The following is a 15,520-nucleotide window of genomic DNA, read 5'->3' as shown; positions in this document are numbered from 1 at the left end:
ATCTATAAATACTTTTCATATAGTCTGATAATTCAGATAATCTTCAAATGAAGGGAGCATTTTTGTTTCCTCTCATCAATTGAGTTATACTAAAACAAAGAACGCATTGGGAGGAACGTCTATGCACATTCAAAGATTGAAAACTGGGATGATCGAGGAAAACTGCTATCTCGTCTATAATGACGAAGCATTGTTGATCATCGACCCAGGAGAAGATGCAAATATGCTCAAAAATCAAATCGAAAAAACACAGCAACAACCAGTCGCTATTTTACTGACACACACCCATTATGATCATATTGGAGCTGTTGAAGAACTTCGCCACTTCTATCAAATTCCAGTCTATGTTAGTCCTTTGGAGCAAGAATGGCTGGGTGATCCAATTTTGAACCTCTCTGGGCTAGGCCGCCACGATGACATCCAAAACATCATCGTCTCTCCTGCTGAATATGAATTTGAGATGAAAACTTATCGTCTGGGAAATATGAGCTTTCGGGTCGTACCGACCCCTGGCCACTCGATCGGTAGTGTCAGCTTCATTTTTGATGATTTCGTTGTATCAGGAGATGCATTATTTAGAGGTAGCATCGGTCGAACTGATTTGTATTCTGGCAATTTAGAACAATTATTACACAGTATCCAAACACAATTATTCATTTTACCTGATGAATTTATCGTTTATCCCGGGCATGGAGAAGCAACAACGATCGAACATGAAAAACGTACGAATCCATTTTTCAACACAACCTACTAATTTAACATTCAAGGAGGAATAAACATGACTAAAACGACCCTTTATATCGTCAGACACGGAAAAACGATGTTCAATACGATCGAACGAGTACAAGGTTGGTGTGATACGCCATTAACGAAACAAGGTCAAGAAGGAATCCACTATCTTGGGAAAGGATTGAAAGACGTCGATTTTTCTCTGGCCTATTCCAGTGACAGCGGGCGGGCAATCGAAACTGCTCGAATCATTTTAAGTGAACATGCCAAAGGAAAAGAGATCCCTTACTTTATCGATCAGCGTATTCGTGAATGGTGCTTTGGTTCTTTAGAAGGCGGCTATGATATGGAGATGTGGGGAGTCATTCCTCGTGTCTTGAACTTCAAAACATATGATGATATGTTTACTACAGATGTCACATTTGAACAAATTGCGCATGCGATTTACGATCTCGATACAGCTGGTTGGGCAGAACCTTATGAAACTTTGAAAGCGCGTGTTTGGTCTGGTTTCGAAGATATTGCCCATCAATGCGAGAAACAAGGCGGCGGAAACGTATTAGTCGTATCTCATGGTTTGACTATTGGTTTTCTACTGAACTTAATCGATGCCAAACAACCAGTACGTGCAGGACTTCTAAATGGTAGTGTCACAAAAGTTACCTATGAAGATGGTACATTTTCTATCGCTGGGATCAATGACGTCCACTATATTGAACAAGGAAAAACGCATACGAAGGAATCATTTCTATAATTCGTTCAGCGCGATTATCTTGTCCTATCAAGAAATTGGGACAGAAATGTTTAACTCCGAAGAATAAGAAGGAATATACAGGAAATCTGTTATGACTTGTGTGAATTTCGGCTTATTGTTCAAGAGAGCTACTCCTACTCTCACCTCTTATCCCATTTTTAGAGCTTGAAGCAAAAGTATTCTTACTTTTGTCCAAGCTCTTTTTCTTTGGAAATTCTCAAATTTTTCTTAACTTTGAGAAACAATTTGGTTTTAGAAACAAAGAACGGTATACTAAATGATGTATTTTTATTTGGGAAGGAAGGAAACTATGTTTTTTGCAAATATCATTAAAGCAGCAATTCTTGGTATTATCGAAGGGATTACTGAATGGCTGCCGATCAGTAGTACTGGTCATTTGATTCTGGCCGATCAGTTTATCAAACTGGATGCTAGCACACAGTTCATGTCGATGTTCAATGTCGTGATCCAATTAGGAGCGATCTTGGCAGTCGTCGTGTTATATTTCCACAAGTTAAATCCCTTTTCACCAAGCAAGACAACAATTGAAAAAAAGGATACATGGACTCTTTGGTTTAAAGTCGTTGTCGCTTGTATCCCTGCTATTATTATTGGTCTTCCATTAGATGATTGGTTAGAAGAACATTTCCATAAATTCTTGCCAGTAGCAATCGTTTTGATTGTTTACGGGATTGCCTTTATCATTGTGGAAAAAAGAAATAAAACGAAAAAACCGCGTTGGACCACCCTTAACGACTTTACTTACCAAGCAGCATTGTTAGTTGGATTATTCCAAGTACTAGCACTAGTGCCTGGCACTTCACGTTCTGGGGCAACGATCCTAGGAGCTATTTTGATTGGCGCTTCAAGATTTGTCGCAACTGAATTCTCATTCTTCTTGGGTATACCGGTAATGTTCGGTGCAAGTGGTTTGAAGATCGTCAAATATCTTGCTGAAGGAAATTCTTTCAAAACAGAAGAAACGATCGTCCTACTTGTAGGTACTTTAGTCTCATTTATTGTTTCAGTATTAGCTATCAAATTCTTATTGAATTACTTGAAGAAAAATGACTTTACTGCTTTCGGTTGGTACCGAATCATCTTAGGTGTTATTTTGATTGGATACTGGTTCATCGCCATGTAGTAGCCTCTCATGAATAAGCTTTCTCTGCTTTTAGAATCAGGTATTACCTATTCGACTATATCTTTTAAATCGGCTTATCAGAAAATAGTTTTCACTATTTTCGAGATAAGCCGGTTTATTTTTATTCTAGTGTTTATAATAATTATAATTTAAATTCGATAAATTACCGGAGTATAGCTAATTGATAACTATTATCGTTCTCAATTAGCTAATTTTATTATCAATTAGACTCATTATATGTTATATTGATTTTGCAAAGGAGGGAGAACAATGAACAAGATAAAATACAATCCATTTATGTTAGCAATCGCTTGTCTTTTACTAATGGTTACAGGTTGGCTTTCCGATCACTTTATTGCTAGTCTGGCACCATATCTTTACCTAAGTGCCATTATTGTCGGTGGGTTCAAGCAAACACGAGAAGGTCTCTTAGAGCTATGGAATGACCGAACATTGAATGTGGATCTATTGATGGCTCTTGCTGCCATTGGTGCTTGCTTGATCGGTAACTTTTTTGAAGGAGCCATGCTGACATTCATCTTCTGTCTCAGTGGTGCATTAGAAGAATATACTACAAGTAAGAGTCAAAAAGAGATCACTGCTTTGATGAATATCCAACCGCGGATCGCACAACGTTTGACCGATTCGGGTGAGATCCAAGAAACAGGAATCGAAAATTTGTCTATTGGTGATCGCGTATTTGTCGCAAAAGGCGCTACGATCCCTATCGACGGCCTATTAGAAAGCCCACGAGCAATAATCGATGAAGCAACGATCAGCGGTGAATCGATTCCAGTAGAAAAAGTTTTTCAAGATGAAGTTTTAGCGGGTACATTAAATCAAGGCAATCCTCTAACTATCTCTGTCACAAAGAAAAGTGACGATACCGTTTTTGCTAAAATCATCAAACTAGTCGAAGCAGCACAAAATACACCAACTAAAACTGCCTCCTTCATTTCACGTATCGAAAATACGTATGTCAAACTAGTCTTGTTGATTGTCCCTTTGATGATCGCCATTTCTTATTTTATTTTCGGTTGGAGTTTTCAAGAAAGCTTTTATCGTGGGATGGTGTTATTAGTCGTTGCCTCCCCTTGCGCCCTTGTAGCATCAGCCACACCAGCTACCTTAGCCGCTCTGTCTAACTCGGCTAAAAAAGGCGTATTGATAAAAGGCGGCATCTATTTAGAACAGTTAGCTGAGTTAAAAGCAATCGCTTTTGATAAAACTGGTACGTTGACCAAAGGCAACCCAGTCGTCACAGATAGTTACTTTTTTGCAGAAAAAGAGCTTTCTCAACAACTCCTTGTTTCAATGGAGAAAAAGACCACTCACCCATTGGCCCAAGCAATCGTCACTCATTTCGATTTGGAACTGCCACAAGATATACAGCAACTGTCCATTGAAGAAATCACAGGTTTGGGTCTCCAAACCATCTATCAAAACGAACATTGGGCTATTGGCAAATTAAATAAATCAGCTCTTTCTTCCGAAGATGTAGACAAAATCAAAACGATCCAGCAGTTAGAGGAGCAAGGAAAAACAGTGATTGCTCTGACTAAAAACGATCAATTGATGGCGGTGCTCGGTTTACTAGACGTACCAAAAGAAAATGCGAGTGAAGCAATCGCCTACTTTCGTTCACAAAAGATCCATACTAGCATGATAACTGGTGACAATGAAGGTACTGCAAAGGCAATTGCCTCTCAAGTCGGAATCGACTCTTTCTATGCGAATTCTACACCCGCTGAAAAAACAGCCTATATCCAAACTGAAAAAGAAAAATACCAGACAAATGCGATGGTTGGAGATGGAGTGAATGATGCTCCTGCACTTGCTACTGCGTCTTTAGGGATCGCCATGGGCCAAGGAACAGATGCAGCGATGGAGATTGCGGATATCGTATTGGTCCATAACGCCTTAGATAAGTTAGTCTATGCACACCAGTTGTCCTTAAAAATGAAAAAGATCATCAAACAAAATATCATTTTCTCCATTGCGGTGATCTGCTTGTTGATTTTATCTAATTTTTTCCAATTCCTGACGCTACCCTTTGGCGTGATTGGGCATGAAGGTAGTACGATCTTGGTCATACTGAATGGACTACGCTTATTAAAACCGTTAAAGGAGTCGAAAGAAGCTACCACTCGTTGTGCAAATTGTCCTTTATATAAGGTCCACCTAACTTGATCTGCCTATTATTACCTCCTTCCCTTTTGTCCGATATAAAAAAATGATATGATGGATTGAAGGAAAGTGAGGTTCTTTATTTATGGAAAGTTGGCTTTTTTTAGGACTGATCATGCTCGTCGCATTATTAGCTAAAAACCAAAGTTTGATCATCGCCACAGGCTTTGTTCTGTTACTCAAGTTACTTCCCTCATCAAAGTTAATCTTGACTTGGCTCCAAGGGAAAGGGATCAATATTGGCGTTACGATCATTACGGCTGCAATTTTAGTTCCTATCGCTACTGGGGAGATCAGTTTAAAAGATTTGTTAGATGCATTTAAATCACCGATGGGCTGGGTTGCCATCTTTTGTGGCGGTTTGGTAGCAGTCCTTTCATCAAAAGGAGTTGGACTGATTGCTTCTGATCCGCAGATTACTGTAGCCTTAGTCTTCGGTACGATCTTAGGCGTTGTTTTCTTAAAAGGGATTGCCGCAGGTCCAGTAATTGCTTCTGGGATTGCCTACTGTATCCTGCAATTGTTTGCATTTGGGAAATAGCTATTTTTAAAGTGTTTTGGCTGAGTGATTCCAGCTGTTCGTGCTATAATTATTCTGAGGTGATTACATGTTAGAAAAATTAAGATATTTTTTCGGTACGATTGGCTGGTTTTTGTTAGCTATTTTATTGATTTTAGGATTAGCTTATCTCCTATTTCCCGATTTGATCCAAAATGTATTTAATACCTATTTTTAGCTTGTCAGCTGTTGGGCAGTTATGACGTGTATGCTATTTTATTCTTTCTATCAAACAGACAAATTGCAAAAAACTACTAGACATGATAAAAATTCTGTCTGGTAGTTTTTTTTATACTTTTTGCTAAATACGAGAGGCGTTAGAGAACAAATTATTGTTTCTTTTTGCCTCCTTCTTCTTTTTTTTGTTATACTAGACTGCAGAACAACTTTATCTCTTATTATGTAAAAGTTTGTTCCTATGTTTCAGCTATAGAAAGGAAGACGCTCATGGAAACTTTTGAAGGTCTTTTAATTGATACGTATGTTTTACAAGAGCAACCAATGATGTTGACTGGGTTGAATCTTCAGCTTGAAGATCGAGTGATCAATGGTCTTTTGAAGGATCGTTATCTTGCCAAATATATTTTACGCTTGCCATTAAACAAATATGTTTTAGAAGTTAGCGGAAAATGGAATCGCCGGAATCAATTAGTCATCAAAAAAATGATGATCAAAAATATCGATGAATATATTAAAATTATCGGCACTCCAGAATAATACCAGTAATGCCAACGGTTACAGGTTATAAAATAACTTTAGTATGGTATCGTTCTAATTCCTTTATCAACAAGGTTCGTATCCCTTTTCAAAAAAAGCTTTGCAAACGATTATCCTTGTTATATAATGTTTTGGTACCAAACAGTCCCATTCAAATTTTGTTTAAAAAGATAATCTTATCTCGTTTGGTTGAACGCTATTGTCTCCCACAATAGCGTTTTTTGGTTGTGTAACTCTTTCGTAACAGGCACCAATTTATTAAATCTTTCTTTCTTTTAGTGTTAAGGAAAAAAACTTGTCATGTTGATATTGCAAAGATAGCATGATTTAGGTATAATAATGAATGTTGAATTATGCGGTAACACGCGTAAGAACTTATTTTATCGGAGGTGAAACTAATGCCAAACATTGAATCTGCAATCAAACGTGTTCGTACAAGCGAAAACGCGAATGTAAAAAATTCATCTCAAACAAGCGCTATGCGTACTGCAATCAAAAAATTTGAAGATGCTGTAGCTTCAGGTGCTGACAACGTAGATGCGTTATATAAAGAAGCTGTTAAAGCTGTTGATATGGCTGAATCAAAAGGTCTAATCCATAAAAACAAAGCTAACCGCGACAAATCTCGTTTAAGCAAGAAAATCGCTAAATAAGGAAATCGGCTGCGGCCGGTTTTTTTATTTTATTAAAATAAGCAAGAGGCTGGGACAGAAGTGTTCAACTCCGAGAAATAAGAAGAAATTAATGAAAATTGCTTTTCAAATTTTTGTGAATTTCAGCTTATTTAAGAAGGAGTTGCTTCTGCTCCCACCGTTTATTCATTTTTAGAGGCTGGGACAAAATTGTTTCTTACTTCTGTCCCACGCTCTTTTCTCTCCAATTCCTCAAACCTAAACGATTTTTGTCTCGACCTCTTCGATTGACTCGATTTCCTTCATAAAAACCAAAGCCCGCCTATTTTCTTTTATCGTTTCAATAATTCCCCTGTCCGTAATACAAAAAGTTGAAAGCTTAATTCTTTTTCAATCTTTCCACTTTTGATTTCATAATCCATTTCCACCAATTCATCAAATAACCTTCTCAGGGTTTGTTCATCAAATTTCCGTACCTCTTGCATCGCCAATTTTACTCGATAAGGATGGATCTTCAATGTTTCAGCGATGTTCGCTTGCTGATAACCTATCTTTACTAAGAATTTTGTTTGTAAGAACAAACGTATCTGGGAAAGAAGAATCGCATTGATTTTGATTGTTTCCTCCCCCTGAGTCACTAAGTCTTGAAAAAGTCGCAATGCCTGTTCCGTACGGCCGGATAAGATATATTGCGTCATGTCGAACAAATTGTGTTCTAATGTTTTTGGCACTAATTGTTCAATTTCTTTAACAGTGATCACTTCTTGTTCTTGCCCATAAAGTAAGATTTTTTGTAATTCTCGCATCATCTTCGACAAATCAAGGTCCGTTAGCCGCAAAAATAAATCGATGGCTTGTCGATCCATCTTGATTTCTGAATTCTCTAATGTATTCAATAAATACTGTCGCACTGCTTTTTCATCTAATTGTTTTACATCAATTGTGATTGCTGTTTTCTTTAACTGTTTCGTCACTTTTTTACGTTCATCTAACTTTTCATAAGGGGCAAAGATGACTAATACAGTTGTTTCTAATGGCTCTTTCAGATAATTCACTAATAGGTCCGTATTTTGATCGATGCCATTCGTTCCTTTTTCTCCAGTTAAAAAATAGGGATTTTCAACAAAAACCAACCGTTGATCCCCAAAAAAAGGCAAGGTTTCAGCTTCAGCGATGACCTCATCAATACTTGAATTTTCCATATCGAAACTCAAAAAATTCAGATCATCTTCTCCATCAATCTTTATTTTTTTCAGGATTTCAGTTCTCACTTGATCTTGTAAAAATTTTTCTGTACCTAAGACAAGATAACAAGGAGCAAGCTTTTCTTTTCGGATTTTTTGTAAATCTGCTTGGATACTCATCTCACTCACCACTTTCCAATTTATCCTACCATGTGCGCGAATGAAATGCTAGTCCAGCATTGTTCCTATCCTGCCTTTAGGTGCCCAAAATGGATGCCAGGTAAAGGAAATGCTCCCTTGTGTATCTGTTCTTAAAATCGTTATCTGTAAACGATCCATCTCCTGCAACACTTCAGCATGTGGGTGCCCGTATCGATTGTTTTGACCACAAGAAATGATCCCATAGGTTGGATTCAACTGTTCGATAAAGTTACTACTGCTAGACGTCTGGCTCCCATGATGGCCTAACTTCACCACATCCGCTCTTAATTCAGGATACCTGTCCCCTATACGCTCTTCTGACTGTTTATCCAAATCTCCCAGAAAAAGAAAAGAGTGCGTTTTATGTAGCATAGATAATGCAATGGAATCTTCATTCATCCCATCCCCCTTCTTATCAGGCGATACTACGAACAAGTTGAAGTACCCTTCGATATAGTCCCCTTGTTTGACTTCAGCGATCATCGTTCCAGCCTTTTCTAAATCTGAGAGATGTGTTTTAAGAGGCTCAGTCCTTCCTGCTCCCCAACCGATGTACACCTTACTGATCTTAAAATGCTTAACAAGTGTTCCTAGTTCACCTATATGATCGATATCATCATGGGTTAAAACCAATTTATCAATTCGACTGATACCTTTTCCTTTTAAGAATGGAACCAAATTGTATTCTGCAGATGGTCTTACAGTCCGCTTCTGCCAGTCCTCTTTCTCAAATGTAAACATGCCTCCAGTATCAATCACTATTGTTTCTTGATGATGTGGCGCAGTCAGTACCATCCCATCTCCTTGTCCAACATCAATAAAGGAGATACTAGACTCTAATCGAAAATAACGCATTCCTAATAGGAGAGTTGGTACAATCGATGCCTTTGCAAACAAAGGGAATAGCTTCTCTGACTTCTTTTCATTCAGCCATAAAATATAGACAATAGCGAAAAAAACGAATAGCAACGGTGGACGTCCAGTGATCACATTGGAAAAATCCAATGATCCAAGCAAATGTTCGAACAACTGGATGCCAGTTTCAAGCCAATCAAGACACTCATTCGGAAAAGAATGACCAAAGAGAAAAAGCAGGACAAAAGAAGGAAGAAAAAAAGAAATAAATAAAGGAGAAAAAAGAACCGTGAAGACGCTCCCTAGAATAGGCCATTCGTAGAAATGCCAAGCAGTTAGCGGAAAGACTGCTAAAGTAAATAGCAACAGCCTTCTGATTCCTTGATATTTTTGTGTACTGCTAAATAATTGAACAAAGAAAAAACTGATCAGCACACTGAGTTGCCCACCTACTTGAAAAAGTGCAAGTGGTTCAATCAATAAGATGATCCAAAGTGTAAGTGAAAAACAATCTAATGAAGACAGCTGGATATTCAAAAGCTTCAAGACTAGTTTTATTAAAAAGAGACTGCTTGCTCTTAAAACAGAAATCGAGCCTCCCGCTAAAATCGCATATCCCATAGTTAACATCGCTAACGGAAGAAAGCTGACCGATAGTCTAACCCCAACCCTACGAAAAAGATAATACATACACCCCAAAAAATATTGGATATGCATCCCTGATAGGCTAAAAAGATGTAACAGACCTGTTTCTCTAAAAAGAGGCTCCGATTCTATAAATCGGTGATCTTTATAACCAAATAAAAGTGCATTCATATAAACACTTGTTTTGGGCTGGAACCTTTCCTCGATCCCACGAGTAAATTCTCCCTTTTTTCGTGTTAGAAAGTTTTTCCAGGTTGTCTTTTGTCTGACATTTTGGATCGCTGCCACTTTAAAACGCCCACTTATTCGATGATTTTTAAAATATACTGTCTGATCAAAAGCAAATTCATTGCTCTTCCTTTCAAGGGCTTGATATTCACCAGTTACTTTTAGTTGAACGGTTTGTTTTGTCATTTGGATAAATGAATCCCGTTCTTGCTGCGTGTCTAGCTGATAGTCTAATTGGATCTTTTGTTGCTTTGCTGTCTTTCCAAAAAAGGTCACTTTATCGCCATTTATTTTGATGGAATCTGAAATAACTCCAACAATTTCTATTTTCTTTCGAAGATCAATCGCTTCTGTTTCTCTGATCCAACAAGAAACCAATACCAATATACTGCATAACATACAGATGGATGCGACCCACTTTCCTTCTTTCATCAGAAAAAAACAAAAAAAGCCAGCGAAAATCATTCGACAATACCCTTGGTCTACGTAATAAAGTAAACAGATAAAAATCGAAGAAATCGCTGGAAAAATCAACCGATTTTGCAATCGATCGCAATATTCGTTAAACATGTTCCCCTGATAATTCTTTTTGTAATTTTGAAAAATGAGTTGAATCTAAAGACACTTGGTGAACGGATACACCTAGTTGCTTGATCAGATCTTGTGCGTAAGGATCATTTCGATAGTCATGAAGATAATTGATTTTTTTGATCCCCGCTTGTAACAAGGCTTTCGTACAAGCCAAGCAAGGAAAATGTGTCACATAGATTTCCGATCCTTCTGTCGGGATACCTAGCTTAGCACATTGCAACAATGCGTTCATCTCTGCGTGGATGGTACGCAAACAATGACCATCTACTACATAACATCCTTCGTCGATGCAATGGACATCGCCACTGACAGCTCCGTTGTAGCCACCTGCGATGATCCGCTTTTCTCTGACCAATGTAGCACCTACTTCTAATCTAGTACACGTACTTCTCAAAGATAACAGCACTGCTTGAGCCATAAAATACTGATCCCATGGGATACGCTCATTTGTTTGTTTTCCTGATTCATTGTTTGTATGGTCTAGTCTCTCATTATTTTCCATCATCCATTAGCACCTCGCATTTTCAAAGTGAAAGTTATTTACATTTTTAATAAATAGTGATTCTTTGATTCGTATAGCTTACTGATTGCGTTCCCACCTGTTAAAACTATTCAGCCGTACTTACTCACTGAATGAGATCTAGTCTTCACTTAAAACATACGTTAGTTGCGAAACTATTTTTAGTTTGTTGAACATTTTTTAGAGTCATGGGAATCTATTAATCACTATAGGTAAATCATCTACTGAAACTTTACCACATTCCCTCGATTTTTGGTATATGTGCTGCTAAATATATACTTAGACAACTGCAAATCATATGATCCATTCTAATGAAATAAAAGTATGTAAAACTGTGGACCGTAAGTGTTTGAATAGTTCATTCACCAGTGACTGTGACCCAATTTCTAATCTGTTCGACTGTCTTTGCGCCTATTCCTGTTATTTCTTGTAATTCTTCTATTTTTTGAAATGAACCTTTTTCTTCCCTATAGCAAATGATCTCTTGCGCTTTTACGTTGCCGATCCCCGGTATCTGCTGTAATTGTGCCAAGTCTGCTGTATTGAGATTTATCTTTTCTTCCTGACCGTCTTTTTCAGTCTCTTCTACTGGATGAGACTGTTGGCCCTTAGCTGCTACAGGTATCTCTTCTCCAATTACGGGTACATAAATCAATTGTTGGTCTATCAACTTTGCTGCTAGATTGATTTGATTCCCATCAGCTGTACCCGTCAATCCCCCGGCTTTTTCTATTACATCATGGACTCTTTCTTCCAAAGAAAAGGAATAGATGCCTGGCCTGTTCACTGCCCCTTTTACATCTACATAATTGATCACCAGAATAGTTTCTTTACTTGTTTCTTTGTAAGTTTTCTTCTCCTCCCGCATATTTTCTTCTGTAACTATAGAACTATTAGAACTGTTAGAACTGTTAGAACTGTTAGAACTATTTAAGGAAAGGTTCAATGGCACATGTCCATCATCCTTTTGACTAATGATCCTCCCCACTAATAGCCCTGTTCCAAGAAATAAAAGAGCTATGCTCAATAAAACACTGATAATAAGCTTAGGCGAATCAATGATATGTTGGTAGATTTTTTTCATTCATTCAATTCCTTTCACTGAATATAGCGAATACCTCTGTCTTCTTAGTGATAAGTGCTACTTTGCTCTTCACAATCAAATACGTAAAAAAAAGTTGGATTTATCATTCAAACGATCATTCTTTCATAAAAAATAATGTGGGACAACTCTACACTTCTGTCACAGCCTCTCTCAAATAAACGGCCTTCAAAAGTCAGTTTTTCGGAAATTTCAAAAAAAAAAAACGAGCGTGGGACAAAACTAAAAATCAGTTTTGCCACAGACTCTAACTCCGAATAAACGGTGGGAGCAGAAGTAACTCCTTCGGAAATAATCCGAAATTCACAAAAATTTGAAAAGCAATTTTCGTTCATTTCTTCTTATTTCTCGGAGTTAAACACTTCTGTCCCAACCTCGTTTTTCTCTCCAATTTCTCAAACCTAAACGACTATTGTCTCGACCTCACTCTATGAATAAAGGCAGACTATTTCATGTTTTCTAAATAGTCCAATGCATCTTGTACTGTTTTTACAGGAACGATTTTCATTGATGAATTGAGTTCTTTCGCTGCTTTTTTTGCTTCCTCATAATTTGATTGTAACTCTGGGTATTCTTTTTTCATTTCCTTAGAAATCTCATCATCTGGTGCAAAGAATACTTCGACACCTGCTTGATCTGCACTAGCAACTTTTTTGTCGATCCCACCGATCCGACCAACTTCCCCTGCACTATTGATAGTGCCGGTCCCAGCGATTTCTTTGCCTTGACGAAGATTCTTTCCTGTCAATTGTTCATAGATCTCAAGTGTAAACATCAAACCGGCAGATGGTCCGCCAATCGATCCTGAATCAATCGTTACTTGTGTATCAGATTTGATGGCTGTATGATCTGTCAAAGTGATTCCGATACCTGCTTTTTTATCAGTTGGAAGTTTGATCAGTTTCCCTGAAGTTTCCTTTTCTGTCCCATTATGCAGATAGGTGATGCTGACAGTGTCCCCTACTTTTTGACTCTTCACATACTCCATAAATGCTTCTGCACTCTTAAAGCTTTGTCCATCAACTTTTGTCACGGTATCTCCTACAGATAATTTACCGTAGAAATTAGAGTTTTTCTCTACACTCATGACGTAGACACCTTTAAACTCCATCTCATAAGGGAGCTTTGCTAACTTCAATGCTTGCTCGATTGCTGCATTTTGAGAGGATTCCATGTAATAACGCTGCATCTGATTGTATTCTTCATTCGTCGCACCACCAGTCAACTCTTCTTCACTGATCAAGTCTTCAAATTTAGATAATTTTGCTTTTACTGCAAGAAAACCTGTTGCTTTGCGAATGCCGACAGAAGTCAAAGAGAATGAACCAGATGCTTTATCCTGTTGATCATTCACTGTGATCAGTTCCTTTAAGTTGATCGTTGCTCCTGGTGACTCTACATAGTAAGGCAGGGGAACGACTACGAAGCCAACGATAAAGATTCCCAGAAAAATAACAAGAATCGTTTTTAACCACTTTTTAAAGTTCATTAGATTCACGCTTTCTAGCTAATGCTTCGTTGATTGCATCTGGTAAATATTCTGTTACATCTCCGCCAAAATAAAGAACCTCTTTCAATAAACTAGAACTGATATGACTATATTTTGGTTCAGCTAATAAAAGGACGGTTTCAAGTTCGTTAGACAAATGATGATTCATCTGTGCGATATCTCTTTCATATTCAAAATCTTTGATATTGCGAACTCCTCGGATCAACACAGTTGCACCCAATTCTTTAGCTGTCTCTACCGTCAATTGACTTTCCTGATGAACGACTCTGACATTCGGAATATGTAGGACTGACTGTTTGATCAATGCCACTCGTTCCTCAGCAGGAAATAGGCTTTTCTTTGAGGTATTCACAAACACGCCAATCACTACTTCATCAAATAGTTTCGCTGCTCGTTCAATCGTATTCAAATGTCCATTTGTCAATGGATCAAAGCTTCCTGGAAATAGCGCTCTTTTCATCTATCGTCCTCTTTTCGGTATATTGTCACAGAAGTGATTCCGTAAGTTTGTTTTCTGATTTGCTCGAAACAAGTGATTTTTTCTGGCAATTCCACTGCTTTGTCTGTTTCACAGACAATGACAGCTTCCTCTTTGAAAAGATCAAGTGCCGACATTTTTTCGATTTGTTCGATGATCTGTTGTTTAGCATAAGGTGGGTCAAGAAAAAGATAGTCAAACTTTTTCCCAAGTTGCGCTAATTTTTCGATTGCTTTGTCTGCATCAAGTTTCAGCGTAGTAAATTTTTCTGGCTCTTTTGTTATTGCAATATTTTCTTTGATGATTTTCAACGCTTGGTAGTTTTTATCTACACAAACAGCATGCGAGCAACCTCGAGATACTGCTTCGATGGCTAAACCACCACTTCCGGAAAACAAGTCTAATACTTCTTCTCCATCGAAATAAGGGCCAATCATATTGAATATTGATTCTTTTACTTTATCTGTTGTCGGACGTGTGTTAGGCCCAGACAGGCTCTTCAAGCGCCGTCCTCCATACTCTCCTGAAATGACTCGCATTTACTCACTCCTCTTAAAATCGTACTGCTACTAGTATACCAAAAAAAGCGAAAAAAAAACTTGGATTCCCATTAAATTAGTGGAAACAACAAGTATATTACTCACACCTATGGCAATTACGAATATGTGATTCTTCGTAGAACAAGGTTTCATATTATCTTTCCTCTTTCATCAAACGTTACCGTAAACTAGACATTTAGAACGAACATATTACACGATTATTAGCAGTGGATTCATCTCCTATGTATTCTCTCATCCTTTTCCAAAAACTAGTATGGGTTCAATCAACGATAAGATCAAAATTTTCAAATGGGTGGTTCTAAAGCAAAAAGCCATTAGCTAGAATCACTTTTTCTGTCTATGAAACTGCGATACATTTTTTACAATATACAGACAATTTCAGTTTCTTGTCATTATATTGTCTTGACTTTTCCATTAAAATAACTAAACTATATTTAAGTCTTAGAACTAGTTACCATTCTATCAAGGGTGGTGAGCTGATTTACTCCCAGCAAATAAAGAATTATATCATAACTATTGGCTAATTGGTTTTCTGTCATTAAGTAGATGCGTCGATAATTCCAATGAGACAAAAGCTATGGCTAAAGTTAAAACTGATACTAAATTTAAAAATGAAGGTCTCCAGTAATCATTTAATGTTTCAGAAAGTGGAAGAAACTACGTAAGAGTCAAACAGCAGTTTCTCGTCACTTTCGACTCTCGCTCTAGACTTCGTCGATTTAGAAATACCTTCAAAATGAAAGGAGCGAAAGTCTCTGACAATATTACATCAATCAAAAAAAGAACTTCTACGATCATCTTTGGCGCTCAAATCTACATCTCATAATTCTGAACATACCGCTATGATCGATACAATACCGACATAAGAAATTTAAAACATAAGTCTTAAGCTCTACAAGACAAGATTATTTTAAAGAAAAATCT

The 15,520-nt window shown here is 37.6% G+C and carries 15 protein-coding genes; 8 read left to right on the top strand and 7 right to left on the bottom strand.

Annotated elements, in window-relative coordinates; genetic code table 11:
- The first annotated feature begins 121 nt into the window (after window positions 1-121).
- From CJZ72_RS10795 to rpsT, 8 genes are all read left to right on the top strand, one after another.
- Entirely contained in the window at window positions 122-754 is a 633-nt protein-coding gene (locus CJZ72_RS10795) for an MBL fold metallo-hydrolase (RefSeq protein WP_081133461.1), read from the top strand.
- Between the two features lie 24 nt (window positions 755-778).
- A complete protein-coding gene (locus tag CJZ72_RS10790) occupies window positions 779-1,483 on the top strand; it encodes a histidine phosphatase family protein (protein ID WP_081133460.1) in 705 nt (234 codons plus the stop codon).
- A 310-nt stretch (window positions 1,484-1,793) separates the two neighbouring features.
- Window positions 1,794-2,627 carry an undecaprenyl-diphosphate phosphatase gene (locus CJZ72_RS10785; RefSeq protein ID WP_005878677.1) on the top strand — a complete coding sequence of 278 codons (834 nt, stop codon included), beginning with the start codon at window positions 1,794-1,796 and terminating at the stop codon, window positions 2,625-2,627.
- Between the two features lie 270 nt (window positions 2,628-2,897).
- Window positions 2,898-4,817 carry a heavy metal translocating P-type ATPase gene (locus CJZ72_RS10780; protein ID WP_095443825.1) on the top strand — a complete coding sequence of 640 codons (1,920 nt, stop codon included), beginning with the start codon at window positions 2,898-2,900 and terminating at the stop codon, window positions 4,815-4,817.
- 82 nt (window positions 4,818-4,899) lie between these two features.
- On the top strand, window positions 4,900-5,355 hold the full coding sequence (locus CJZ72_RS10775) for a DUF441 domain-containing protein (protein WP_005878680.1): 456 nt from the start codon (window positions 4,900-4,902) through the stop codon (window positions 5,353-5,355).
- A 67-nt stretch (window positions 5,356-5,422) separates the two neighbouring features.
- Window positions 5,423-5,551 (top strand): hypothetical protein, encoded by a 129-nt coding sequence (locus CJZ72_RS14935; protein ID WP_005878682.1) that lies wholly within the window; start codon window positions 5,423-5,425, stop codon window positions 5,549-5,551.
- A gap of 269 nt (window positions 5,552-5,820) precedes the next feature.
- A complete protein-coding gene (locus CJZ72_RS10770) occupies window positions 5,821-6,090 on the top strand; it encodes a hypothetical protein (RefSeq protein ID WP_005878685.1) in 270 nt (89 codons plus the stop codon).
- Window positions 6,091-6,488: 398 nt separating this feature from the next.
- A complete protein-coding gene (gene rpsT, locus CJZ72_RS10765; protein ID WP_005878687.1) occupies window positions 6,489-6,743 on the top strand; it encodes a 30S ribosomal protein S20 in 255 nt (84 codons plus the stop codon).
- 311 nt (window positions 6,744-7,054) lie between these two features.
- Here rpsT and holA read toward each other — a convergent pair whose 3' ends face one another.
- From holA to rsmD, 7 genes are all read right to left on the bottom strand, one after another.
- Window positions 7,055-8,098 carry a DNA polymerase III subunit delta gene (holA, locus tag CJZ72_RS10760; protein ID WP_016176749.1) on the bottom strand — a complete coding sequence of 348 codons (1,044 nt, stop codon included), beginning with the start codon at window positions 8,096-8,098 and terminating at the stop codon, window positions 7,055-7,057.
- 36 nt (window positions 8,099-8,134) lie between these two features.
- Complete coding sequence (locus CJZ72_RS10755; protein WP_232509737.1) at window positions 8,135-10,234, bottom strand: DNA internalization-related competence protein ComEC/Rec2; 2,100 nt, start codon at window positions 10,232-10,234, stop codon at window positions 8,135-8,137.
- Window positions 10,235-10,397: 163 nt separating this feature from the next.
- Entirely contained in the window at window positions 10,398-10,931 is a 534-nt protein-coding gene (locus CJZ72_RS10750) for a ComE operon protein 2 (RefSeq protein ID WP_005878694.1), read from the bottom strand.
- 373 nt (window positions 10,932-11,304) lie between these two features.
- Window positions 11,305-12,030 (bottom strand): helix-hairpin-helix domain-containing protein, encoded by a 726-nt coding sequence (locus CJZ72_RS10745; RefSeq protein WP_095443824.1) that lies wholly within the window; start codon window positions 12,028-12,030, stop codon window positions 11,305-11,307.
- 463 nt (window positions 12,031-12,493) lie between these two features.
- A complete protein-coding gene (locus tag CJZ72_RS10740) occupies window positions 12,494-13,537 on the bottom strand; it encodes a SepM family pheromone-processing serine protease (protein ID WP_081133457.1) in 1,044 nt (347 codons plus the stop codon).
- Entirely contained in the window at window positions 13,527-14,018 is a 492-nt protein-coding gene (gene coaD, locus CJZ72_RS10735) for a pantetheine-phosphate adenylyltransferase (RefSeq protein ID WP_081133456.1), read from the bottom strand. The genes CJZ72_RS10740 and coaD overlap by 11 nt, the downstream gene beginning before the upstream one ends.
- Entirely contained in the window at window positions 14,015-14,575 is a 561-nt protein-coding gene (gene rsmD / locus CJZ72_RS10730) for a 16S rRNA (guanine(966)-N(2))-methyltransferase RsmD (RefSeq protein ID WP_016176752.1), read from the bottom strand. Before rsmD ends, coaD begins: the two co-directional genes overlap by 4 nt.
- Window positions 14,576-15,520: the final 945 nt, after the last annotated feature.

This window comes from Enterococcus durans (assembly GCF_002277935.1).
Lineage (GTDB): Bacteria > Bacillota > Bacilli > Lactobacillales > Enterococcaceae > Enterococcus_B > Enterococcus_B durans.
The sequence above is the reverse complement of the archived record's forward strand: the minus strand, read 5'-3'. Positions and strand labels throughout refer to the sequence as shown.

Bases quoted from the DNA above. Each gene is read 5' to 3' on its own strand.
- CJZ72_RS10795 (WP_081133461.1), top strand. From the start codon at position 122: ATGCACATTCAAAGATTGAAAACTGGGATGATCGAGGAAAACTGCTAT.
- CJZ72_RS10790 (WP_081133460.1), top strand. From the start codon at position 779: ATGACTAAAACGACCCTTTATATCGTCAGACACGGAAAAACGATGTTC.
- CJZ72_RS10785 (WP_005878677.1), top strand. From the start codon at position 1,794: ATGTTTTTTGCAAATATCATTAAAGCAGCAATTCTTGGTATTATCGAA.
- CJZ72_RS10780 (WP_095443825.1), top strand. From the start codon at position 2,898: ATGAACAAGATAAAATACAATCCATTTATGTTAGCAATCGCTTGTCTT.
- CJZ72_RS10775 (WP_005878680.1), top strand. From the start codon at position 4,900: ATGGAAAGTTGGCTTTTTTTAGGACTGATCATGCTCGTCGCATTATTA.
- CJZ72_RS14935 (WP_005878682.1), top strand. From the start codon at position 5,423: ATGTTAGAAAAATTAAGATATTTTTTCGGTACGATTGGCTGGTTTTTG.
- CJZ72_RS10770 (WP_005878685.1), top strand. From the start codon at position 5,821: ATGGAAACTTTTGAAGGTCTTTTAATTGATACGTATGTTTTACAAGAG.
- rpsT (WP_005878687.1), top strand. From the start codon at position 6,489: ATGCCAAACATTGAATCTGCAATCAAACGTGTTCGTACAAGCGAAAAC.
- CJZ72_RS10755 (WP_232509737.1), bottom strand. From the start codon at position 10,234: ATGTTATGCAGTATATTGGTATTGGTTTCTTGTTGGATCAGAGAAACA.
- CJZ72_RS10750 (WP_005878694.1), bottom strand. From the start codon at position 10,931: ATGATGGAAAATAATGAGAGACTAGACCATACAAACAATGAATCAGGA.
- CJZ72_RS10745 (WP_095443824.1), bottom strand. From the start codon at position 12,030: ATGAAAAAAATCTACCAACATATCATTGATTCGCCTAAGCTTATTATC.
- CJZ72_RS10740 (WP_081133457.1), bottom strand. From the start codon at position 13,537: ATGAACTTTAAAAAGTGGTTAAAAACGATTCTTGTTATTTTTCTGGGA.
- coaD (WP_081133456.1), bottom strand. From the start codon at position 14,018: ATGAAAAGAGCGCTATTTCCAGGAAGCTTTGATCCATTGACAAATGGA.
- rsmD (WP_016176752.1), bottom strand. From the start codon at position 14,575: ATGCGAGTCATTTCAGGAGAGTATGGAGGACGGCGCTTGAAGAGCCTG.